At 39.0% G+C, this 25285-nt stretch carries 18 protein-coding genes and 2 tRNA genes; 7 read left to right on the forward strand and 13 right to left on the reverse strand.

Annotated elements, in window-relative coordinates:
• The first annotated feature begins 53 nt into the window (after positions 1–53).
• The gene (locus R2S10_RS11015) at positions 54–797 is read left to right on the forward strand and encodes a hypothetical protein (RefSeq protein ID WP_316840497.1); all 744 of its coding nucleotides are present in this window, start codon (positions 54–56) and stop codon (positions 795–797) included.
• 22 nt (positions 798–819) lie between these two features.
• Positions 820–1179: a hypothetical protein gene (locus R2S10_RS11020; RefSeq protein ID WP_316840498.1), complete on the forward strand. Its 360-nt coding sequence runs from the start codon at positions 820–822 to the stop codon at positions 1177–1179.
• A 13-nt stretch (positions 1180–1192) separates the two neighbouring features.
• Here the strand turns inward: R2S10_RS11020 and R2S10_RS11025 are convergent, their stop codons facing one another.
• From R2S10_RS11025 to R2S10_RS11045, 5 genes are all read right to left on the reverse strand, one after another.
• Entirely contained in the window at positions 1193–2509 is a 1317-nt protein-coding gene (locus tag R2S10_RS11025) for a DUF3887 domain-containing protein (RefSeq protein ID WP_316840499.1), read from the reverse strand.
• A gap of 143 nt (positions 2510–2652) precedes the next feature.
• Positions 2653–4362 carry a RagB/SusD family nutrient uptake outer membrane protein gene (locus R2S10_RS11030; protein ID WP_316840500.1) on the reverse strand — a complete coding sequence of 570 codons (1710 nt, stop codon included), beginning with the start codon at positions 4360–4362 and terminating at the stop codon, positions 2653–2655.
• An 18-nt stretch (positions 4363–4380) separates the two neighbouring features.
• Positions 4381–7614, reverse strand: a complete 3234-nt coding sequence (locus tag R2S10_RS11035) for a TonB-dependent receptor (RefSeq protein ID WP_316840501.1) — start codon at positions 7612–7614, stop codon at positions 4381–4383.
• A gap of 320 nt (positions 7615–7934) precedes the next feature.
• Entirely contained in the window at positions 7935–8729 is a 795-nt protein-coding gene (gene blaOXA / locus R2S10_RS11040; protein ID WP_316840502.1) for a class D beta-lactamase, read from the reverse strand.
• 10 nt (positions 8730–8739) lie between these two features.
• Positions 8740–9546 carry a glutaminyl-peptide cyclotransferase gene (locus R2S10_RS11045; RefSeq protein ID WP_316840503.1) on the reverse strand — a complete coding sequence of 269 codons (807 nt, stop codon included), beginning with the start codon at positions 9544–9546 and terminating at the stop codon, positions 8740–8742.
• Positions 9547–9615: 69 nt separating this feature from the next.
• Here R2S10_RS11045 and R2S10_RS11050 point away from each other — a divergent pair, with 69 nt between their 5' ends.
• Positions 9616–10578 carry a class I SAM-dependent methyltransferase gene (locus R2S10_RS11050; protein WP_316840504.1) on the forward strand — a complete coding sequence of 321 codons (963 nt, stop codon included), beginning with the start codon at positions 9616–9618 and terminating at the stop codon, positions 10576–10578.
• Between the two features lie 78 nt (positions 10579–10656).
• On the opposite strand, the gene R2S10_RS11055 is transcribed toward R2S10_RS11050, so the two are convergent.
• The 7 genes from R2S10_RS11055 to R2S10_RS11085 form a co-directional block, all read right to left on the reverse strand.
• Positions 10657–12471 carry an aryl-sulfate sulfotransferase gene (locus R2S10_RS11055; RefSeq protein ID WP_316840505.1) on the reverse strand — a complete coding sequence of 605 codons (1815 nt, stop codon included), beginning with the start codon at positions 12469–12471 and terminating at the stop codon, positions 10657–10659.
• A 22-nt stretch (positions 12472–12493) separates the two neighbouring features.
• The gene (locus tag R2S10_RS11060) at positions 12494–14119 is read right to left on the reverse strand and encodes a RagB/SusD family nutrient uptake outer membrane protein (RefSeq protein ID WP_316840506.1); all 1626 of its coding nucleotides are present in this window, start codon (positions 14117–14119) and stop codon (positions 12494–12496) included.
• A gap of 27 nt (positions 14120–14146) precedes the next feature.
• A complete protein-coding gene (locus R2S10_RS11065) occupies positions 14147–17167 on the reverse strand; it encodes a TonB-dependent receptor (protein WP_316840507.1) in 3021 nt (1006 codons plus the stop codon).
• 509 nt (positions 17168–17676) lie between these two features.
• Positions 17677–18552: an AraC family transcriptional regulator gene (locus R2S10_RS11070; RefSeq protein ID WP_316840508.1), complete on the reverse strand. Its 876-nt coding sequence runs from the start codon at positions 18550–18552 to the stop codon at positions 17677–17679.
• A gap of 158 nt (positions 18553–18710) precedes the next feature.
• Positions 18711–19526, reverse strand: a complete 816-nt coding sequence (locus tag R2S10_RS11075; protein ID WP_316840509.1) for a DUF4595 domain-containing protein — start codon at positions 19524–19526, stop codon at positions 18711–18713.
• A gap of 67 nt (positions 19527–19593) precedes the next feature.
• Positions 19594–19896 (reverse strand): hypothetical protein, encoded by a 303-nt coding sequence (locus tag R2S10_RS11080; protein WP_316840510.1) that lies wholly within the window; start codon positions 19894–19896, stop codon positions 19594–19596.
• 218 nt (positions 19897–20114) lie between these two features.
• On the reverse strand, positions 20115–20909 hold the full coding sequence (locus R2S10_RS11085) for a DUF4595 domain-containing protein (protein ID WP_316840511.1): 795 nt from the start codon (positions 20907–20909) through the stop codon (positions 20115–20117).
• Positions 20910–21705: 796 nt separating this feature from the next.
• Between R2S10_RS11085 and R2S10_RS11090 the strand changes: the two genes are divergently transcribed.
• The 3 genes from R2S10_RS11090 (at position 21706) to R2S10_RS11100 (ending at position 22498) form a co-directional block, all read left to right on the forward strand.
• On the forward strand, positions 21706–21978 hold the full coding sequence (locus R2S10_RS11090) for a hypothetical protein (RefSeq protein WP_316840512.1): 273 nt from the start codon (positions 21706–21708) through the stop codon (positions 21976–21978).
• A 270-nt stretch (positions 21979–22248) separates the two neighbouring features.
• A tRNA-Ala gene (locus R2S10_RS11095) sits at positions 22249–22322 on the forward strand.
• Positions 22323–22415: 93 nt separating this feature from the next.
• Positions 22416–22498, forward strand: a tRNA-Tyr gene (locus tag R2S10_RS11100).
• A 92-nt stretch (positions 22499–22590) separates the two neighbouring features.
• Here R2S10_RS11100 and R2S10_RS11105 read toward each other — a convergent pair.
• Complete coding sequence (locus tag R2S10_RS11105; RefSeq protein WP_316840513.1) at positions 22591–23175, reverse strand: SMI1/KNR4 family protein; 585 nt, start codon at positions 23173–23175, stop codon at positions 22591–22593.
• A 1147-nt stretch (positions 23176–24322) separates the two neighbouring features.
• On the opposite strand from R2S10_RS11105, the gene R2S10_RS11110 reads away from it, so the two are divergent.
• Positions 24323–25153, forward strand: coding sequence for a DUF6266 family protein (locus R2S10_RS11110; RefSeq protein WP_316840514.1), 831 nt, complete (start codon positions 24323–24325; stop codon positions 25151–25153).
• Positions 25154–25285 lie beyond the last annotated feature (132 nt).

Below are 25285 nucleotides of genomic sequence, written 5' to 3' on the forward strand. Positions count from 1 at the left end.
GAAATTGAAATCACCGGAATGAAAAAACTCGCTGACCTAGAACAATTCAAACCATGAATACTAAAACACCTAGTTTACTACCTATTCCTCTGGAATTTAAGATTGCCTGTGCAACCTATCAACTGCCTATCGCAGAATTATTGCAACTTTTCATAGACCATGCTTCTTTTTATGACTCCTTGAGTCAGAAATCGGATGACCTCTACCGGGCCGCAACAAATACGCTGTTAAACTACTCCATTTCCATACGTAGAGAGAGTACCAAAGCTTTTCTAAAACAAAGGGAATCGATTTTAAAGTACATTCAGGAAATTATCCGGATTGCAGTAACACCAGAACAAGCGCATTCTAAAAAAAGAAAACGCTGTGCGCCTATTGTCAAAAAAATCTATGAGGCCATGGACCGCTCCAAGACGCAAAACACAAGCCTCCTACTAGAAGAAAACATCAGCCTGGAACTGACTATGGATTATTGCTTGTTGTGTGAGATCCACAACTGTACACCCGAAGAATACCTGCAATATTTTATGTCGCAAATATCCTTACCCATCACTCATGCCAATATCGGACTAGGAAGAGTGGTAGAAAATCAGGCGATGGGCTTTTTTTACAAGTCATTGGATGTAGGTATAAAGCATCCTACCAATTATGCCTTTCAGAACTTACAATTACAATTTATCGACCAGATACAGGAACTCCACCTCTGGTTATTTATCATTAGAGACTACGAAAAACGGGTAAAGAAATATCAGGAGGTCTATTACCAGTACTATCAACGGGTTCTTGCCGCCATTTAAAACTAACCAAATCTATATGCTAATGAAAATGAATGTAACCATTAATCCCACGGAAGATTTCAGTATCCTCTGCGACCTGTTTAAAGTGGAGCCACAAGAGCTACTACAAAAATTTGTTGAACGGGTTTCTTTCCCTTTTTATTATAGTCAGCCAGACGGCGACCAGCGCTGGGCTACGCTATTTTTCCTTTGCTATCTTGGTCAGCAGGGGAAAGACAATGAACTGGAGATGGCGGAACACGAACCCTTCATGACTGAATTAGCAGAGGTGGTATTTAAACACCTGGAGACTGGCCAAAAAAACACGGATAAAGCCGCGATTGCCGGCCGCAAAGTGATGAAGCAATGGCACAAACAGGTAATGGCAAAAAGGGGGGAATGATCCCCCCTTTTTCCTATTTTGCTTTTATCCAATTCGCCACATCCTCTACAAGTACTCCTGAAACACTGCCTGGTATTGCATACTGGCTCATGTCTCCTTTTTCCTTTTGGGGAATAAACAAATGGTTTAAATCAGGATATAACTTAAAGCTGACATTGCTTTTCTTGCTTAAGCCTGCTTTCCAAAGGTCAAAGTCCTGCTGAGCTATTTGAAAATCAAAAGCTCCCTGAACAACAAAAATCTTTTGCTTAACCAGTTTCTTCGCGGTAGCCACCTGATCATATTGATTCAAATCTGCCCAATAGGAAGCTGGTAAGCCTAATATTACCGAATCCGGCTTCATTTTTCCTAACGTAGTAAACCTGGTTTTTGCCGTTTCCTTTAATACTTCATCCAATTGTTTTTGGAGGTTACCTGTAGTATCCTTGGCTTGCGCTACTGAATTTTTATTCTGCTCTTCGATCAAGTCAGTTAATTTCCTTGCTGGAGCTGCAGCAATTACAATTCCTTTAATTTCCGGTGCTTGTATCGCTAATTTTGGCGCTAGCATTCCGCCCATACTGTGTCCGAATACAAAGATTTTACTCTTATCTACACCTGGGGTATTTTTAGCCAATGCAACCGCTGCTAATGCATCGTCCATCACCTCTTCTTTTACTGTAAATGCTTTGTTAAAATCACCTGAGTAAGCCAATGTTCTTTTTACATAACGGATGCTCGCAATTCCTTTACTGGCTAAACCTGCTGCCAGGTCTTTAAAAGGTTTATTTGGTCCTACGGTTTCGTCCATATCACTTGGACCTGAACCATGTAAAAACACCACAATCGGGAAATTAGTCCCTTTAGCAGGCGTAGTTAGTAAACCCACTAAACTGTGACCAGGGGTTACAATGTAGACTTCTTTTTCCTTAAATGCAGTGGTATCTACATATGCCGGCTTTACATAGGCAGAAACTTTATTCACCTGTCTTGGGAATAGCCCCATTAACTTTTCACCTTTATTGAAAACCAATAAAAATCCCTGGGTGTCTTTTTCAAATTCCGCATCTACAGCTACTGTAAAATAATCACCTTCGGCTTTACTTTGCACAACATCCATCCCTACATACTTTCCATAGTTTGTGGTAAGCGTAGTCCATATAGTTTGTAGATTTTCAGGCGAGATTTTAGACTTTACACTTTCATCAAAAAAGCCTTGTGCCTCCTGAAACTTTTCCTGTTCCATAGCTTTCAGGAACTCCTGAGAACGTGTAAACAACGATAATACGCCTTGTGAATATCCGGATACCGTGATCAACAAGGCAAAAAACAATAAAATAACTTTCTTCATGTAATTGTATGGATTGTATAGATGGTTAAGGTAGTGCTAAACCAAAGTTAGCATTATTTGATTCCCTTTTCTGAATTTCTAATTCAAAAAAAACCGGGTGTTCCTAGATAAGGAACACCCGGTTTATAGGTAAAAAATATTGGCTAATAGCCTGGATTTTGCTTTAATATCCCTTTACTACGGTCGATCTGTGTTTGAGGAATCGGGAAATATGCATCACGATCTTCCATCACAATACCTTGCAAATAATTGAAGAATCCACCTTCAAAGCTGAAGTAATCATTTAATCTTTGCTTCACAATTCCCCACCTCACTAAATCATAAAAACGATGACCTTCCAGGGATAGTTCCAATCGACGTTCAAAACGCACTGCGTTCCTGGCATAAGTCTGATCTGGAAAGCTCAGGTAAGGACTCACTTTATAAGCGGCTGCATCTGTAGCACCTATTTTTATCGGAGGTAATTTCGAAGCCCTATCTCTCACCCTATTTACCAGGATCAGGGCTTTTGGGACACTACCTACTTCTATTTCACATTCCGCAGCCATCAGGTATACATCCGCAAGGCGGATGATATTCACATTTAATCCGCTTATATTGGTATTTCCGGGCCCGGTATTACCAGATATATCCTTCTTCTTAATCACATTTTTCATGGCAATGAAAGGCCCTCCGTTCGAGAAATCCCTGATCCATTCATCACCTGCCATATCTCCCCAATCCAAAAATGGCACTCCTCTTCTACCAAGAGTATAATCGATGCGGGGATCAAAAGGAATGCTTTTATCCACTTGATAATTAGCTTTACCAGCACTATCCAATCCACGATCAGAAACATAAGGATTTATAATATAAGACCCATCCAGATAAGGTAAACCATTGGCATTCACCTTAAAAGAATTCGCCAAATCAATAGAAGGCTGGAAGAAACCACAACAAGAGATAGGTAGACTACCATTATAAGGGAAATTAAGCATATCCCCCACATTACCATTGTCGCCACCAGACCCATCAGTACCTACAGAATGTTGCACCGCAAATATGGCTTCCGGTCCGTCTTCCGTGTTCACATCAAAATTATTCGCATAAGGAATACTTTCAATACCCGGTCTTGAAGCGATTACGTCATCAAATAAAGGTAAGGCTCCGAGGTAGTTCTTTTGATACAAATACACTTTTCCTAAATAAGCCTTTGCGGCGATCTGATTAACACGACCTTTCTGTCCTTTAGGAGAAGCAGGCGTAAGATTGGCCACTGCAAATTTCAGGTCATCTACAATTGCAGGATAGATATCCTTCATATTGTCTACTGCAGGTTCGGTGGTGGCCTCAGTAATCAGTGGCACGTTTTTAAAAGCTCTCACTAATAAGAAATTATAATGAGCGCGCAGCATTCTGGCCTCTGCAATGATTTCATTGGCTCTTGCATCCGGAAATTTTTTCCCTGTCGCCTGTACCAATGCTAGAATTTGCAGGGTATTGTTGCAACGTTGAATACCCTCAAAACAGCGGTTCCAAAGGTTTTCCAGATTATCGTTGGTACTGGTTGGCGAGTGCCTTTCCAATAAATTCATATTGGGTTGATCCCCGTTTTCGCTTCCTTTGTGCGCATTATCGGAGGTCACCTCACCCAATAACCACTGACTTGGTGCGGCACCGTAGTTTCCCCAGGTACCGTTCGTGTTTCCATTTAAAAGCCCATATGCGCCGGTCAGTGTTGCTTCTACACCTTCCTGTGTGGTTAGTTGAGGGACAATTAACTCCGCCTGGGGATTCTTATCTAAAAATGACTTACTACAACCTGTTGCAGCAAGAATGCATATTGCGAATATGATATAGTTAATCTTTTTCATACGTTTCTCATTTAATCATTAAAAGCCTACACTTAAACCTAACAGAAACTGACGTGGACTAGGATAAATCCCTCGATCTACACCTATTGCAGAATAAGTTTCTGTCTCCTGACTTACTTCTGGGTCAAGTCCTTTGTATTTGGTAATAGTAAACAGATTCGTTGCACTTGCATAAATCCTAAGTTTACTTACACCCCATTTTGGTCCAAATACTTTTTCAACAGGTACAGTATAGCCGATCTGAAGATTTTTCATACGTAAATAACTACCATCCTGCACATAATAACTAGAGGATGAATATTCCAATTCTCCAGCACTGATATTCGGTGATGGAATTTTGCTTCCGGTATTGGTAGGACTCCAGGCATCGAGCATTCTAATACTTTTCGCACCGGTAAAAGTGGAGAAGTCAGTAAAATACCTGGTAGCTTCATAAAGATCAATTCCCTGCACTCCATTGAAGAACATAGAAATGTCGAAATTCTTATAAGAAGCATTGAAGCTCAAGGCATACAGAAAATCGGGGTTTGGATTCCCAATAATCGTCCGATCTTCTGGAGTGATCTGATTATCGCCATTTACATCCCTAAATTTCAAGCCCCCAACTCTGGCACCTGTATAAGATGGACTTCCGGTTATATCGGCAGCACTCTGATAAATTCCTGATACATCATAACCATAAAAAGAACCAAATGGCTGACCTTTTTGAAGGATACTTGTGGTAATACTTCTAAAAGTACCGTACAATTGATTATCAATTCCTGGGGCCAGACTCACAATTTTATTTGTGTTTTTAGAGAAATTTACCCCTACATCAAATTTAAAAGGCTTGTTATCTACTCTTCCATAATGATAAGCCAGGTTAAACTCCACACCTTTGTTGCTCATATCTCCAGCATTCACAAATGGAGAGGCACCCATTCCAACCGCCGTAGCAGGCAGTGGTACGGGGAAAAGCATATCGCTGGTTTTCTTATTGTACCAATCTAATGATCCATCAATTGCGGAATTAAATAAACTAAAATCTAAACCGATGTTTAAAGACTTTAAAGACTCCCATTTAATACTTGGATTTGCATAAGCATTTTGCCATACCCCTGTATTTACTTTATTACCACCCTCCAAGCCATAAGCAGAGCTAACTAATGAAGACTGGAATCTGTTTAGGTATTGATTAGAAGTAATGCGTTGATTTCCGGTTTCCCCGTAACCCACTCTTAATTTCAAATCTTCAATCCATTTCACTTTACCTTTGATAAATTCTTCTTCCGAAAGTCTCCAGGCAACACTTGCCGCAGGGAAATAACCGTATTTATTTTCAGGTCCGAAGTTAGAAGAACCATCTCTACGAAGGGTAACACTCGCTATGTAACGATCATTAAAGGAGTAATCAGCACGTCCAAACAGAGAGAATAAACTACCCACTGTACCTGTACTCGCATTGTTAATATTAGAGGTACCCACATTCAGGTAATAATAATCTACATCCCCTAAAAGGAAGAAATCATTACGTCCGGCATTTAACTGTCGGTTTCTATTGCTGATCGCTTCTGTTCCCAGGAGGAGATTCAAACGGTGTTTTTCAGCGAATATTTTGTTATAAACCAAGGTATTTGTCCAGGTCCACTCGCTGGTATAGCCCTGATACTCGTTCAGGTTATTGGAATTATTCCCTTCAGAGAACTCCAGATTGGGATAACGCATGCTTAGTCCGTTATAATTCTCATAGCGAAGACCAAAACTCGTTCTAGCCGTCAATCCTTCCACCAGATCTAACTCTGCGAAAAGGTTTCCGAAGAAGAAGTTACTTTTATTGACATTATCTTTACCACGGAATAAAGTAGCCAATGGATTTTCTGAGTTGCCCAACTGACTGCCTTTCGTTCCCGCAAAATTCCCCATGATGTCATAAACAGGAACAATCGTGTTCATCCGGTAAGCCCATCCAATTGGACTACCCTCATCCTGGTACTCTCCGGAAACATTGGGATTTACCCCAACTCCATAACCTTCAGAGTAGGAATATTGCAAATTTTCTCCAAAGCGCAATCTTTTATCAAGCGCAGAAAAACTGGTATTTGAGCGTACATTATAGCGTTTAAAACCAGTATGCTTAATCGTACCCTGTTGGTTAAGGTAACCTGCCGCGAAGCTATAGGTAGCATTCTCGCCACCTCCTGCTGCACTTAACTGATAGTTTTGTATTGGTGCGCTTTTAGTGATTTCGTCAAACCAATTGGTACCTTCCTGATTGGCTTTGGTAATTTGATAAAAGGTACCAGGATCCCTGCTGTAATTATATTTAGCAGGATCCGCATCGGCGGGAGTAATCATTTGTCCAGATTTAGTACCTGCAATTAAGTATTCCGGAAGTGTTGGCGTTAGCCCATTACCATAGTTGGTACCCGCATCAACTTTTAGATTTGCATTTTTATAAGCAGCAAACATATATTCAGCGTATTGCATTGGATTCAACATTTTCGGGAACGTTCCCCTCCTAGGTACCTGAGAACCATAATAAGTATCAAAAGTAATACGTGGTGGACCTAATACTCCTTTTCTGGTGGTAATGATCACAACCCCATTATTCGCTCGTGAACCATAAATTGACGCAGAAGAAGCATCTTTCAACACCTGCATAGACTCTATATCATTCTGATTTAACCAGCTCAATTTCCCTTCATAAGGCACTCCATCAATCACATATAAAGGATCATTGTTACCAACAGTAGTTGTACCACGGATACGTATTTGTGGCGTAGAACCTGGCGCACCATCATTCACAATCTGTACACCGGGTGCTTTACCTTGTAAAGCTTCCACAGCACTTGCAGCGGGTTGCTCTTTTAATTGTGAAATATTAACTACGGAAACTGCACCGGTCAAATCCTTTTTACGCTGACTGGTATAGCCCGTAACAACGATTTCGTTCAGGTTACTGGCATCCGGATTTAATACAACATTTAAACTGGTTTGATTACCTACTGTGACTTCTTTGGTAATGTACCCTACAAAAGAGAAGGTAAGGATATCTGTAGGTTTGACATTGAGGGCAAAAGCTCCATTGGGGTCTGTCAATGTTCCCTGGGCCGTGTTCTTGACTTTTACTGTAGCGCCGATAATTGGTAGTTTGTCGTCACTGCTGGTAACCTTACCGGTGACTTTGACTTGCGCAGCTGCTCCAAAAGTTAGGAACAAGCAAGCCAGCAAAAAGAGAGACCTCTTTTTGAGATTTGGTGTGATTTTAAGCATAAGATATTTGGTTAGGATAGTTAATAGTCAGGTTAGTTAGTTTACGTTACATAGGCTGTAGGGTTTAATAAATAATTTTGGCTTTTTCTTACAGTATTTTGGCACGTTTATAAAAATACCGTTAATCCAATATAATCATAGTGTAATTAATACACAAGGACTTAGGCATATTTATTTTACAAGATTTTTACTTTAAAATGAAAAAGCCCTTCTGGAGGAAGGGCGTAGGGAAATTTATTCTAATTAGGTTTAATAACCTGTGTTTATTCTCTTATGAAGGAGCAACCGTTTTCCTTCTGATACAATTACAAAGTGTTTTTCTATTTCTTTAAAATGTTCAATTGCTCGAGGATCTGAAAGCTGATTTGAGTTCTCGCCGCTTCAAAACCCTCCGCTCTGTTTGCTGACTGAATACAATTGGCAAAATAATATACATTATCCTTAGTCGTTACATAACCTACATGCCAACCCAGATAAAGACCATCTTGTTTAGCTGCACCAGTTTTTGCACGAAGTACCCTACCCTCTTTATTTGATGAAATCATAATCTCCTTCACCTTATCCATGCTACGTTGAGAAACTGGGAGTGTATTTCCCTGTAACCTTCTTAAAAAATCAATCTGTTGCAGGGCTGTTATTCTCAAGCCACCCCAAAGCCAAAAACCATTAATTCCTCCAGAAATATCTTCATTGCCATACTTCAGCTTCTGCAACCAGTATTCCATTTTCTCGGCACCTATTTTTTCCGCCAGATGCTGATAAAACCAAACTGTAGAATTCTTAAATGCCTGCTTCATATCTGTATCTGCATTCCATTCCGGAACCCTGCGCTGTTGCTGATCCCATTTCAAAACCTCATACTCATCTTTAATCACACCTGTTTCCAGGGCAATCAAAGAATTACAGATTTTAAATGTCGAGGCAGGAAGGAATTCTTTATTGGATTCCTCCTTATTATAATAAAGGTAACGGTCATTCTTTTGATCGTACAAGACGAAAGTTCCTTTTACCTGATGCTGGTCATAAAACTGCTTAAAATCTATTCTTTCCTCCTGAGCCTGCAGCTGAAATACAGCCATAAAACTCATAAAGAACAATAAGGTATTAATCTTCATGTGATCTGATTTATTTATTGAAATCTATTTCATAGATATGGCTCCATAATTTACCGGTGATATAAACTTTATCAGCAATAGGATCATAGGCAATTCCATTCATTTCCAATGCAGCAGGATTCATATTTTTCTCGGTGACAAACACTTTACTCAAATCCAGTTTACCCACTACATCACCATTGGAAGGATCAATTTTAACTATGAAATTCGTCCCATAAACATTTGCATAGATATAGCCCTTAATAAACTCCAGCTCATTGATCCGTGTTAAGGATTGGCCATTTTCTGTTACTGAAATTGTTTTTAATGGCGACATCGTATTTGGACTGATATAGGTTAAATTATCAGTCCCATCACTCATGATTAAGCTCTTGTCGTCGGTAGTAAGTCCCCAGCCCTCTAAATTAGCATACTTAAATTCCGAAATCTTTTTAAATGTGCTGGCATCATAAATAAAGCCCAACTGGTTCTTATAGGTCAGCTGGTACAGCTTACCATTCAGTACAGCGATTCCTTCTCCGAAATACTTTGACTTATCCAGTGTTACCTTAACGCTTAACTTTCCTGTTTCCAGATTCTGTACACCAATTAAAGACTGTGTATTCTCCAGGTCTAACGGCGCACCTGTACTTTCCATTAAACGACCAGCATGAAACAAAAATCCTTCTGTAAACAAGTTCGTATCGTGAGGGAAGTTATTGGTTACATAATGACTGATGATCGGCAGACCTTCGCTTTTAGGAACCGTAACTTGTTGGGTATTCCGACAACCAGCAATGACATAGAATAACAAGCTAAAGATAATCGCTCTTTTCATGGTAGGAATATATAGATAATTTATAACGTAAACTCTTTTTACGTAATTTCAAATCAAATATAACGCCACATGATTTTAAAACAGTCTACAGAAACCCTATTATTCAAACCCAACAATTTTAAAGAGATCTATGATGATCTTCATGAGCTACATCAACTTTATGCCTCCCACACCTCAATTTCGGCAGGAAATATGGATGATACGGATCTGCTTTTACCTTCTGGAAAGGCGATTTCGCCTACTGGTGCGGCACATTGCTTACTAGAAATACAGAGAACGGCTGTATTTATCCGTGGGATCCACAAAGCAATCCTAAAGCTTAAACAGTCATTTCCTGATCAGCAGTTACATATACTTTATGCCGGTTGCGGTCCCTATGCCACTTTAGTAACTCCATTTACCACTTTATTCAGTCCGGAAGAAATCAGGTTTCACCTACTGGATATCAACGAACATTCAATAGCAGCATCAAAGAAACTATATGAAGCATTAAACATTGAAGACTATGTAGCAGAATGGATTTGTGCAGATGCTACCCAATATAAATTTCCAACAGAGCAGGCCATCCATCTGGTCATCTCTGAAACCATGTTAAATGCCTTAAGAAAAGAACCACAGGTAGAAATCATGCTGAACCTTATTCCTCAAATGCAGGAAAAAGCAATTTTCATTCCTGATAACATAACCGTTTCAGCACAATTGTTGAATAAGCGCCAGGAAAATGACAGGCTTACGCAATTCGATCTGGTACCAGAGAGAATCAATCTGGGGAATGTATATTCTATTGGCAGAGCAAATTGTAAAATACATGAGCAAGTGTGTATTCAAATTCCTCAGGAAGTCCTTAAAGAGCACTCGCTTCAGCTCCTAACCGAGATCACCACTTTTGAAGAAGAGCGACTGGGAATTTACCAGAGTAGCCTGAATATGCCCGTAGCGATTGCCAATGCACAGGAATATGCAGGCCGTAAAATCAATTTTGACTACCATATGGGGGAAGTACCCGGATTTAAATACAGTTGGCTTCCATAACAGAAAATCAAGGCTGGTAGTAAAAACAATAAACCAAGGGTTGTATCATTTAATAAACTGATACAACCCTTTATATACTTACATATTATTCGGATAAACAGACATCCTGGTTACCCGATGAAAAGCCGACATACTTGGCGCAGTAATCTCCAGCTCATAAATCACCTCATTTGTCTTCGGATCGATTTCTACCACCCGGCCTCCTAAACCTTTATTCGTTTTCACTCCCATCCCCGGACAGAACATCACATGCCCTGTTTTCGACAAATACTGAACCCCGGAAAGTGCAGCAGAAAAACCATTAGCTCCCCTACTTTCTCCATAAGCCCATACTTGTTGTACCGTCCGTTTCAGCTCATCAACCTTATATTCTACAATCCGACTATGTGCATTCGTACTGCCCAAAGTGACGTTCTTAAAATGGCGGTTATATCCATTATCAAAAACCAGGATATTGCCGTTAGGCATCAACACAGGCGTATGTGGTCCCCATGACCAATCAAAATCCGGATGTGCAATTTCACCAGAAATCACCCTCGCATCTGTAATTAAATTTCCTTGTGCATCTAAAGGCGATAATAAATTTTGCTGATAAGCCGCAGCCCAGCCTTTATGCGGAGAAATTATCCATTTCATGGTTCCTCCCCTTGTAAAGGATGTGATCCCTTGAAAACGTACCGTAGCCAAAAAATTAGCACCATGTTCTGCAATGGAATTATTATGCGCCCAATTACCCGCTGTTTGCGAAAAGTTCAGTCCTGAAAGATCTCCCCCATGGTCATAACGAGCGCTGTCCAACATATTTACTAAATCCCATTCTTTGATCACCATACCAGATAAGGGATTTAATTCTATAATATGGTCGTTGATTCTTGATTTTCCATTCAACAAACGCGCCGCAGATTTAGAAACCGTAATCAGGAAATTACCGTTTGAAGCTTCCGTTACCTCATGGTGAAAAGTATAACCCAGTTTCTTTAAATCCCATTCCTTAACCAAATTACCGAACATATCGATTTCCACAATGCGACTATCCTGCCCATCTCCACTTAGGAAATTCCCATTCTTCATTCGTTTTAATCCGATTGAAGCGGCCAATCTCTGGAGTTTCGCTGAGGTTTTTAACTGCAATATCCAACGGACTTCTCCATCAGCATCCAGCATATACGGACAAGAAACATCCAGTTCACTTTCTCCGGGATAGCTCACCAGATTTACTCCTGGCTCCATGCGATCCTGTTGCGCTACAACCGTTTCAAAAGTAGGGAAAGCCTTTACATCCAGTGCGGCCGTTTGTATTTGAACACGAGTACGACCACGTTCTTTACCCTCCATATCTGTAAAAACAAGATCCACCTGATTATTATAATTGGCATAAAGCCCAAATATGGGAATAACTTGCCGGGGATTTGATGCACTTAATAAATGTGTAATTGTACCTTTTGTACCGGGTTTCCCCTCTACAATCACCTGTACCCTCCCTCTACCTGGCAACAACACTTCTACTGTGGCCGACAAAGGATTATATCCTGATGGATTTAAGGCTTTATCCTTAATGATAAAATCCAGGGAATTCCCCTTTGAAAGCAAGGAAAGGCTGGTTTTATCTTTAAAATTGACCACTGTTTTCCATAGGTCAGGCTGCTCTTGAATATTTAACAACAAGGCCTCCGGAACGGTGATATCGGCAGTTTCAAAATGAAAAACATAGTTTTCCTTTTCTTTGGTATAGCGCTGTAGTAAAATACCATTATTGACCATGCTCTCCAGTGAATTCTGGAACTCAGTCCCTGCCGAAGGCAGTACCTGATCTTTTTTGCAAGCTATAAAAAACAGGAATGCTAAGCATAGCATCCCTGTTTTTAAAGTATAACCTCTTCTTTTTCCTATCATGTTATGATCTATTAAAATCACCTTATCTCCACAATGGATGTTGCTGAATAGAAGTATTGGTATTCAGTTCATTCTGTGGAATAGGCAGGTAAAAATGTTTTGCCTGGAAGTTTTCTGCACCTTGCTTTTTATTATCTACCAGCACTTGTTTCATTTGAGCATAGTTATAAAAACGCTTAAGATCGAAGAAACGGTGACCTTCAAAGAAGAACTCCAATTCATTCTGATGAATCACTTCTTTCCATAAGTCGTCCGCGCCACTCCAGGTTTTGTTGGCCAATCCGGCACGGTCGCGGATACGTTTCAAATCATTGGCAGCATCACCAATCTTACCTGTTTTGATGGCTGCTTCTGCATGCAATAAGAGTACCTCTGAAAAGCGCATCAGACGCAGGTTATTATTTTGGTTTTTCTGACTATACATACTATTTGCATCAGCCTCATTTTTATAAAAATTAGTAAACTTCTTGATCAGGAAGCGGCCTTTTTTTCCGTTAATGGTTGGAAAATCTGGTTCACCTCTCAAGCGTTTAGTAGCCGAAGCCTCCCAAATCTGATCAAAAGTCATATTTCCAAACCAGGCACCATCTGGTGTAGCAGTTTCAAAATCCGAATGTTTCCAGAAAAAACTGGTGTACATCCGCTTATCAAATCTGGTATCGGAGCCTGTTGGTCTTTCTTCCTTGATAAAATCTGCTACGATAGAAGCTGTTGGCATCCATTTGAACCAACCACCGGTACCTTGCGGACCTACAAAATTGGGAATCCCAAAACCCTGAGTACTCGTTGCACTTTCCGAACCCCATGAGCCACTTCCAAAACTTCCATCATAAATTAATTCAAACACAGACTCTTTATTTAATTCGGTGTTTTCAGTGAAATTATCTTCGAATTTAGTGGTCAGATCATAGCTATAAGGCGCTTTCATAATGATACTCAACTCAGCTTCCGCCTCTACATACATCTTTCTATAATTGTACGTTTTCCCTAAATAGGCAATTGCAGCACCTTTAGTAACCCTTCCAGTTTCCTTTGTAGGTCTTGTAACCGGCAAAAATTCTTTCGCCGCTTTAAAATCTGCTTCAATTTGTTTCCAGATTAATTCTTCCGGCGCAGATGCTTTCATTACTTCATCAGGATCTTCACTAGCTGAAACTAAGCGAAGGGGCACATCACCAAAATTGGTAGCCAAAAGAAAATAAGAGAAGCCTCTTAAGAAACTTGCTTCGGCAGAAAGCTCATTGATTTTTTCCTGGCTCATTGGCACCTTTTTCACATTAGTAAGGAAGACATTGGCACGGTTGATCGTTTTATATAATCTACTAAAATCACTTTCCGCGGTATTGGCCGTATTGGCATAAGTAGCCGGCTCCCAGTTCATGATCTCCTCACCTAAAATGAACCAGACATCATCGGCACGGTTCATCGTATGCCAGCCTGTAAAACCACCATAATAGCCATACATTTGTCCGCGGATAGGAGAATAAACAGTAGCCATTGCAGATTGTGCATTCGCCTCAGAAACCCAGAAAGTTTTCTCTACGGCCTGATTTGGGTTCACACGGTCTAAAAAGGACTTTTTACAACCTCCCAAAGCTATCGTCATTATTGCAACCAGAGACAGTTGCTTCCATATGTTCGTTTTCATAATAATTTTTTTAATTCCTTTTAATGATTAGAAATTTAATTGAAGGCCAAAGATTAGTGTTCTTGAAGCCGGGAAACGACCATGGTCTGTTCCTCTGGTCATCGTGTTAGATCCACCACCATTCTGGTCATCATTCTGACCAAGATCTGGGGTATAACCTTTGTATTTAGTCGCAATGAATACATTGTCCATTGAAGTAAACACCCTTAAATCTCTAACATGGATTTTGCTGGTCAGCTTATTAGAGAAAGTATAACCCAGTTCTACGGTTTTCAGGCGGAAGAAAGATCCATCTTCTAACCAACGGTCACTCACACGACGTCTGTTATTATTCTCATCTTGTTGAGTAAAGCGAGGAACATCTGTGTTTTTATTATCCGGAGTCCAGGCATTCAATACGTTTGTACCGAAATTGGTAAACTCATTCATAGATTCCATGCGGGCACGGGTAAAGTTATAGATCTTATTACCTTGCAAGCCATCAAAGAAAATTCCTAAATCGAAACCTTTATAGGCAACATTACCACGGATTCCGTAGCTAAAATCAGGAAATGGACTACCTGCATATTGGCGGTCGTCGTCAGTAATTTGTCCATCACCATTAAAGTCAATAAAGCGGATATCACCTGCTTTAGCCTTTGGCTGAATGACTTTTCCATCTGGAGTTTTATAAGCCTGGGCTTCAGCATCAGTTTGGAATAAACCGGCAGTTTTAATGGCGTAGAAAGCACCGATCGGATCTCCTACTTTTGCCCAGGTTACTGTTCCTTCCCCTTGTGGGTTATAACCACCGAACTCTTGTTTTGAACTACCAACAGTAATTGCTTTTACTTTATTTTTGACGGTGGATAGATTTACACCAACACTATAAGTGACTTCCCCAACAGTATTTTTATGGTTCAGCAACAACTCAAATCCTTTGTTTGTGATGATACCAGCGTTCATTGTTCTACTGCCATCGATTCCGTTTGAACCAGGCATGGCAATATCCAACAACACATCATCTGTTTCCTGAACATAATAATCTGCTGTAAGTGATAATTTACCTTTGAAGAAGCTACCATCTAATCCGATGTTACTCGTTTTAGTTTCTTCCCAGGTTAGGTTTCTTGGAGAAACCCATACGATTCCGGTACTGCTACCCATCCACCATTGTCCACCTTGAATATAATTAATACCGCTGCTGCTGATATTTTGGGTAGTATAGTTACCGATCTCCTGGTTTCCTAATACCCCATAACTTGCACGGATTTTCAATTCATTCACTGTATTCTTTAAATCTCCAAAAAAGTTCTCATTCATTACATTCCATCCCAGGGAAACGGAAGGGAAGACCCCATATTGGGAGCCTTTTGCAAAGCGGGAAGAACCGTCTCTACGCACCGAAGCCGAGAACAAGTACTTTGAATCATAGCTATACATCACACGGGAGAACATAGAAACTAAAGCATTCTCTTGTAAGCCCCCGGAAGTAGATTGTTGAGTGGTAGAGCCTGCACCAATAGAATTTGTTCCGAAAGGAATGTCGGAACGACCTGCACCGAAAGAACGGTTTGTATTTTCCTGAGAAGAATAGCCTAACAATCCCGATATGGTATGTTTCCCGAAAGTACGGTCAAAATGTAAAGTATTTTCTATTAGCCACTGGTTGTTAAAAGAAGCAGATTCATCTAATCTGGATTGAACTGCTCCTGAACCGAAGTTATAAGGCGAATTAAAATTATAATTACGACCATTATTTCTATTGAAACCTACATTGAGTTTATATTTCAGCCCTTCAATACCTAAATCTACTTCTGCATAGGCATTCAATAAGATGTCTGTTTTATAGAACTTATTATCGAAGATATTGGAAAAGCCTACAGGATTGTCCATATTTTTCATCCATGGCAAAATACCAGCATAACCACCCAATTGATTTGGATCATAGACAGGAAGTAAAGGGTTTTGACGCAATGGATCGGTGATGGTTAAGCGATTGTCCTTTTTCTCTGCTGTGGTTAATAAGAAAGTATTACCGATGCGGAAATGATTGTTAAAGAAAGAGAAGGTGTTTTTTGTACGCACATTGAATGCCTCATATCCTGAGTTGATCAAAATACCATCCTGATTGATGTAACCGGCAGACACATTATAGGTACTGGTTTCTGAACCTCCACTGATGCCTATATTCGCCTTTGTGATTGCTGCAGTACGGTAAACTTCATCCTGCCAATTTGTTCCGTCTCCTTGAAAATTTATCGCTTCTGCAGGCAGATAACCACTTTGGTTCATGATGGTTTTCCATTGTTGCGCATCAAGTACATCCAGTTTTTTTAGAATCTGCTGAACACCAGAATATACGCTGGTGTTGATGGTTGCAGCTGTATTCCTTTTTCCTCCTTTTGTGGTGATTAAAACCACACCATTAGCAGCTCTTGAACCGTAAATTGCTGCCGCAGCAGCATCTTTTAGAACTTCTAAAGACGCAACATCCGAAGGATCTACCATATTGATGTCGCCATATACCCCATCAATTACGTATAAAGGTGTATTTGAGCCTAATGAACTCAAGCCACGAATATCAATGCTCATGCCTGCTCCTGGCTGACCGCTCACACTGGAAACACTCACCCCGGCAACACGGCCCTGCAATGCAGCACTAGTACTTTTTGCAACATCAGCCTGCATTTCTTTACCGGTGATTGAAGCAATGGCACCGGTCAGGTCTTTTCTTTTTACCGTACCATAACCGATCACAACCACCTCATTCAACTGGTCATCCTCCGACAATACCACCTGAATTGTTGTTGAGTTCCCTACCGTAACTTCGTTTTTTTGCATGCCTACATAAGAAAATACAAGCACCTTTCCCTTGGCGACTTCAATACTAAAGTTTCCGTCCGTATTGGTCATTGTGCCACCCGGAGATCCTTTTATCACTACGGAAACCCCCGATAGCGGGTTCTTATCCGCATCTTTCACTGTGCCTTTCACAGTCATCACTTGCTGGGCCCATGAACACAGGCTTAATGTTGCAAGAAACAGCATTAGTACAATTCTTTTCATATTTGGTTTTTATTTGGTTTATTAGGAACAGAGCCATGAAATCACTCCATTACCTTTCGGCAAGGAAGCAATAAGCTTCGCTATCTCATACAGTTTATATTGATTTGGTTTATAGGATAAAGTTAGCCGAAAACGAAATTGAGAAATTGCATAATTTGCTCATTTGAATTGGACTTTTCGTTCTTTATTTAGGGAAGAATTGTTCAAAACAGGGCTAAAAGCAGCAATATTGGTCAAATGGCAGCCATCCTTTCTGTAATTAACAGACCATAAGGCAATTCAACACGAAAGGATAATTAAAATTAATCAGCTAAAAATCAACACATTACATCAAAAACTAGACAAATACAATTGCACAATTGACTCAATGGACTTGAACTTTGCGCTCTTTTTAACCTGCTGTCAACTGCTGATTGCAGAAAAAAGCCACTGATTCTTACAAACCAGAGGCTTTTAAACTCCAAAGTACATGGCAGTTACAACAATTTGATTCCGAAAGAGGATATCACTTAGATAATGAGTTGTTGTTGTTGCTTATGACTATCCCGAAACTCCGCAGGAGTAATTCCTTTCGCTTTTTTAAATACCCGATAGAAATAGGAGATACTGTTGAATCCGCAATGTGCCACCACATCTGCAATAGGAATAGATTTTTTCAGCTTTTGCATGGCCATATTTATCCTGAAGTCGAACAGGTAATCGGTAAAATTCATTTGGGTATTGCTTTTTATGAAACGGGCAAAGGTAGAGCGGCTCATGTTTAAAGCCGCAGCGGCATCGGAAACACAAATCATCTTAGAGATATTGCCAGAAATATAACCATGTAATTTGTTGAGCATAATTTCATTAGTGGTCATTTCCGGTGAGGAAGCACTAGAAAGTTCTCTTACATCCTCTCCTTTTGACAATTCATACAAGAGGATAAATAACTTCATTACCGAATAAAAACCATCTTTTTCCATCGTAATGATTCTCAAAAGAGGGAGAATCTTTTCTATTGTATCGGCGCCAAAAATAACGCCTTTTGCTGCCCGGCTGAACAGCTGCTGAATACTTTGAAATTGTTTTTTATCTAAACATTGTTCGATTAAAGAAGGGTGAAACTGAAGGGTGATTTCGTGAATATCCGTGGCCATCCCTTCGCCATCTTTCCAGGCATGTTTTAATTCCGGGTTGGCGATAAACACCAGATCTTTATCTCCAATAGTTTCTATGGAGTCGCCAACAATGCGTTGGGCACCAGCTGCCCCTTCCACAAAGTTCAATTCATATTCCGGATGAACGTGTACCGGGAAGGTAAATGATGATTTGGTACGGTCAAAAACTACAAAACAATCTTTCTCTGACAGTGGAGATTTTTCCCTGTATATATCTGATATCATCATTCTTTTAAGCTCAATTTGGTTAGCGATTCTAAGCTAACTATTTTCAAGCATTTTCATGATTAAACTTATAAAAAGCAGGTGTTTTGAACAAGTCTACAACAACCAGACTTAGGCTATGTTTCCAAAACAAATGGTAACAGATCTATCGAGTTCAAATCCTATTTACAATTAAAATTAAACTCGTTTATAGTTAAAGGTATGCCCCCTATCTCCCCGTTTTCTATCATTTGACTAACGTTACCTTCTGCATTTTTTTTATAATCATAGGATACCCATAATGAAGGTAATGAAGGGCCATAATTTGCTAATGAACCTATTTCCTCTATTACTGAGATAAGATTCTTTGATGCTTTACCGAAGTAAGCCTTCAAAAGGCCTGTATTTAGTATTTCACGTTTATAATTTGCAAAGAAATCACTTGGGGCTAAGTCTTTAGCATAATACAAGATCTTCGTAAATCTTGTTCTAGTATCTGCAGAACCGGTTCTTTTGATCGAAGTTAAGTTACCATTTGTATAAGAGTAATAATAGAAAACAGGAACATCTTTACTGGTCTCCTGAATTTCAGATAGGTAGCCATCTGAATCATATAGGTATTTAACAATAGAATTCTCTGTTTCTCCATCTAAACTACGCGTCTTGAGGGCGCTTATAATTTTACCACTTGCATCCAATTTGTAAACTCCCTTGTAGTAATTGGAATTAAAACCGATAAGGGGTGATTCTTCAATGATTTGATTGCTTGAATAGCTATAACTCATTTCATTACCGAGGTCATCCTTCATCTTTGTTATTCTTCCTTTGTCATCATAAGTGTAGTTTTTGGTTGAACTGGAAGTATATTCACTACTGATCAATTCAACAGTCACACTTGTCATTTGACACGTTACTTTTTCTTCTTTAGATGATTCTTTTTTACATGAAGCTACGATCAGTAAAGTGATTACGGAGAGCATTAATTGAACTTTATTCATTTAGTTTAGGTGGTTATCGAAAACAAGATTCGATAGATTTCAAATGAGATTTATTGCTTAACGACTTCTAATTGGTATCTTCTTTTTTTGAAATTACGCCCCCGTCTATCTTGGCCAATTTAGCGGTAGAGTCAAAGTAGTAAAATTTAGTATCTAATAAAGCTCCTGTCCAAACATCATAATCATTTATCCGATAGACAGTGTAACGAGACTTTAAAACTTCCAGGTTTGCCTTTTTACCTGCTAATTTCTTAAATTCAGTGAGTGGCATCCCGATATAAGATTTGCTGGACACATAAGAAGCTTGCTTGTGAGTTCCTGCACAACTTACAAGAAGTAAAACAGCAAGCGATAATATAAAATTTTTCATTTTTAGTAATTAGAGCAGCAGCAAAACTACAAAAAAATAAGTTAAGAGAACGATCAATATTAGAATACAACCAGCAGTAAATAATTGAGACATGACTGGAATTGTAGTTGTTTAATATTATCATAAAAAAGAGCCACATTACTATGGCTCTTGAAAAATGGTTATTACAAATTATCTTAGCAGATGGAGCAATAGATCCGCATAAAGATGCTATTGTACTATTTACAGTTATAAGCAAACCCATAGACATTTGAGACTAACTTTCCAGTTTCGGTCATGTGGATGATGTTACTTTCCTCATTCTTTTGATAGGTATATCGTACGCTTGGAGCTGTAATACTATTTTTTGTATCTGATATCTCCGAGATCAGGTTCTTTGAAGCCTTACCAAAATAAGCCTTTAAAACCCCTGCATTAGGCAGCTCGCGGTCATAGGTACCAAAGAAACTACTTGGGGCTAAATCATTATTATAGGAGAATTGAGTAGTTCTTATGCTTACGCCGCCATTAGGGTTAGGGTCTGTTCTTACGATTGAGGTTAAATTACCATTTGTATAATTGTACTTATCAATATCAGTCTCGCCTTCATTGGTACCTGTCTCCCCCATATAAGTATCTTGAATTTCTGAAAGATAACCATCTGAATTATAAAAATATTTAAGGCTGGATACCTCATCTGTGCCGACATTGGTATACTTCATAATGGCGCTTACAATTTTACCGCTTGCATCTAACTGGTAAATAGTCTTGTAGGCATACGAGTCTTTAAGTGGTGATTCTTCGATGATTTGAGTGCTTGAGTAACTGTAATTCATTTCATAACCCCCGCTCTCTTTCATTTTTGTAATTCTTCCTTTATCATCATAACTGAGACTGTAGCTGGAACTGAATTCGTATCCAATATTGTTAGATTTGACTGTAAAGCTTGTCATTTGACAGGTTACATTTGTTTCTTCTTTAGCTAAGTCTTTTTTACACGAAGCTACGATCAGCAATGAGATTGCAGAGAGCATTAATAACGCCTTATTCATTTAGTTTAGGTTGTTATCGAATTCCCAGTTCGATGGATTTTAATTAATAAGCGCAGGGAAATGAGCAATATCTCTATCTATGGATTTCGAAAAGAATCAAACCTAATATTGTTGCTTTAGTTTAATTATACCGATTCCCAAGGACAAGAACGATAGCTTACGCTAATATGTTTAATTCTGTATATTCAAACTACACACCATGCTTCTTGTATGTTTCCTGTAAAGATAATAACGCACATCGAATTATAGTGTAATTAATTTTAATACCACAGAATTCCCTGTTTTACTGGCACCAGTCAAGTCGGCTTTCTGTTCTTTACCACAACGTGATTTTAATGCTGAGATACCATGTGTTCCATACGAGATATATGACCAAGGGTCATACATAATTTTTATATCCATTGAATAGCGTAATAGTTTGAAACCGAATATATTCAAAAAAACATGTTGTGTCCACATTGTTTACCCAACTTACTTTAGGACATCTTAGATCCTAACTTATAAGTATCCTTTCATTACCTAAAACCGCTCGGATAAATAGCGTTATTTTGCGATACAAAACAATAAACCTACTTTAATGAATCCTTAAATAATCAAGAGAAAAATGGAAATAATTAATATCTATCCGTCAATATATAATACTAAAGCATTTAATCATATAAATACTTATTTGGCCAATTGGGATTTAAGTCCTGTTGAAGGGGAAGGCATTCATCTAGGATTCACAAAGTACGGACACATTCGAATTAAAATGTACGCATCTTCAGACATTAATAGTATGATTATCTGGAATTTAACAGAAAAACAGTTACCTCTTGATACGGGTGCTAAACCCGGAGTAGAAAAAGTACTCCGTTTCTTTCTAGGTTATTTTGCTGGTCTGAGAAATCAATCCATACCGTTAACATTTGAAATTACTGATGGAACTTATCACCCGGTAGACGCGGATTCGTGTGGCTATAGCTATGCAACAATAAACGCACTTATTGATTGTTTTGACCATGAACATATTAAATTCAGGGCAGATAGAGTATGGAGACAGTCGGAATAGCATTTTAAAATAAAAGACTTTAATCGTAACCATCACAATTGTTGGTTATGGCTAGATGCGATATGAGTTTCTCACACTGATTTCACACTGTTCTCACACTGTAGAGAATCAAATTCATCTTAATGAATTGAAGTTTAATAAGTGGTTTTAACACACATTTCTTATGTCTGATAATGGCTTTAAAAAATAACAGACTGTTTTTTAGCTCATTATATGTTTTAATTTGCTTTACACGAACTAATTACTATTTTTGCCACCCACAAGCCACGAGGGGGATTAGCTCAGCTGGCTAGAGCGCTTGCCTGGCAGGCAAGAGGTCAGCGGTTCGACTCCGCTATTCTCCACTCTTAAAAACGTTCAGGGATCTGAAAGTTTTAGTAATACTGAGTCGGTTCCTGAAGATAAACGTTCTCGTTTATTTGACAGAAAGACAAAATGGGGGGATACCAGAGTGGCCAAATGGGACAGACTGTAACTCTGTTGTCGCAAGACTTCGAAGGTTCGAATCCTTCTCCCCCCACTCCAATAGCAAAAACCTTTCAGTGAAACCTGGAAGGTTTTTTGGTTTAATGCAGATCAAATCGTGTCTACCATAAATTTTATAAATCCATATTATAGCTTGGCATGAGAAAGATCGTCAAATGCTTTGAAATCACAGTCTAGATAACCATCGTCGTCTAAGAACATAACATTAGTATGATATGCTTCAGCAATTACCTCAAACATCGCTGTTAAGGAATTATAAACATATTCAGGATCAGCACCAAAAGTATTTGTCCAGAATATCCTGCCATAATTTGGTGTCTCCTCATTCAGATCAACCCAATAACAATTGCCCGCCCCATCCTCTAAGAATGGAAACAATTGTTTACCCGGCTTAGAATCTTTAGTCCAATTATGAAAACTCTCTTCGAAATCCATACTTTGATGGTAATAGCTAACAGCATCCTCCAATGATAAGAAGTTGTGTATTGGTATCAGTCCTGTAAGGCCCGATCGTGTTGCGTTATCAATATCAGTTCCGTCAGCAAACAAATAAAGCTCCTTCAATTCGGCATTAAATGTTAGCCCCAAAGCCGTTTCTATCTTTAGCATATCTTGCAAGCTGGCAGATTGCCTAAGTATATTTGGAAAATGATAATTTAAATCCTTTTGTTTGGTAAGAATTATCTTGAAGCTTTCTGTAATGCTATTCATAACTTGTTAAAGTTTTCTGTCTGTAACCAAGATAGGAATAAAAGCAAAAGGCAGTGAATGGGGAGATCAATACTAATATATTAGAAGATTTACCAGCAATAATAGGATCTAAAATACCTTTGCTTATATTGAAGGTAATGGGAGTAAAGATGAGGAATAAAATAAGCAGACAAAGTAAGATCAAGGTGTTATTGTGTTTCACATATCTAATGCTTATTATCTTTTATCACCATATTGATAAGTATTTAAATGGGCCCGTCTACCTCATTTTAACACTTCTCATACCTATTTGTTTTATAGCAATTTGTACCTACGTCGCCCAAGGTATTATTAACTCCATTCGTCACCGAAACAACTTATCAACCGAATATTATATATCAACAATTGTCTGTCTATTTACCTTATGCTACAGTGTCTTGAGTCCATATAGGTTGGACTCTCAAAGTTTGGAGAGTGATATTGAATTTCAAGCTTGTTACGAGGGCACTCAGAATCAATCCACAGTAAAGTTTAGAAAGGACAAATCATTTGAACTTCATTCAACTGGAGCTTTTTTTGCGAACACATGGTATACAGGGCAATGGAATAGAATTGGCGATACCATACATCTTAAATATGATAATAAAAAGTCTGAGCGTTTTGGAGATCTGCTGCTTATCAAAGATGGGTATTTACATAACATCGGTAAGTCAGCAAAAATCATGAAAGTCAACATTCCACATTTCTATCTAGGGTACTGCAAACACGAAAACTAATCGGTTACTTATTAGTAAGAACTAGAACAACGTCCGGTCTTTGTTTTACAAGGCATAGCATACTGTAGTATAGAAAACATCAACAATCCATATTGCGAGTATTCGTACTATCTTCCACCTGTAAGTTCATAACAAAGCCACAGATAGGAAAATCGGACGCGCTCCAATCCTTGATCCTTCCTACATAAGTAGTAGTTGAGGATAAATCCTCTTGATTATTTCTAGGTCCTTTATAGGTAGTTGATAGGTCCTTAATAGGTCAAATTGACCTATTAAATATTTCTTGAAGACCTATTGACTATTAATTATATTAATCAACAACATGGACTTACCTCGAAAAGATTACTTAACTTACCATCACAAACCACTGTAAATCAACTAAAAACGCAATCATGGGAAAATTAAACAATGGATTATTTGGAGGGTTTTCTGGCCGTGTGGGCAACCTGGTCGGTTATATATTACATGGAAAGCCAGTTGTCAGGGTAATTGGACATAGTACCAAGGCACTAACCCCTGCTAGAAAAGCCAATTGTGAGAAAATGACGGTCGTGAACGAGTTCCTCAGAGCACACCTAAACTTTATCCGCACAGGATTTAGATTAATCACTGCTGGAACGGATAGAAACTTCTACAATGAAGCTGTTTCCTATAACAAAAAATATGCTTTACAGGGCACGTATCCAAACATTACTATGGACTACCCTAAAGCGCTGGTGAGCATGGGAAGCCTCTTACCGGCAGGTAAAACTGAGATTTTCAAACATGAACATGGGATAGAATTCAAATGGGAAGTCCCCGCTGATCTACTCTGGGAACATAGAAACGATCGTGCTATGCTACTAATCCATTTCCCTGAGGCAAAAGTCTCTACTGCGGTAATGAGTGGCTCTAGAAGACATGAGGGCGGAGAAGTAGTCGCTATCGATCCCAGCCTTGCTGGAAGCCGCATAGAAGCCTATATTTCCTTCGTCAATGAAGACGGAACAGAGATTTCAGATAGTATACATGCTGGCTCCTTAAACCTTCCGGAACAAAAAAATCAACAAATACCTGAACCGGAAAAAAGAGAAGATCAGGTACTTCGTCAAAAACCGAGACCAAGCCAGGTATCAGCTCCTCAAAAACCCATACCACAGTACAAATCTATTCAATGGACCTCCAGTCAGTTCAAGGCCTCAGCAACAATTTATAATTACAGTATTTTTTCCCCTCCCTCCTGACCATAACACCAATTTAAGGTTCAGTTTAGAAGTTTCAAATTGTATTTTTCATTGAAATTTTTCTTTGGAGCGCAGCGCTATGCGATAGCAATGCAAAATGAGCGCCTACAATTCTATTTATAGTTTTATTTC

It is taken from the genome of Pedobacter gandavensis, assembly GCF_032678745.1.
GTDB classification, from domain to species: Bacteria; Bacteroidota; Bacteroidia; order Sphingobacteriales; family Sphingobacteriaceae; genus Pedobacter; species Pedobacter gandavensis_C.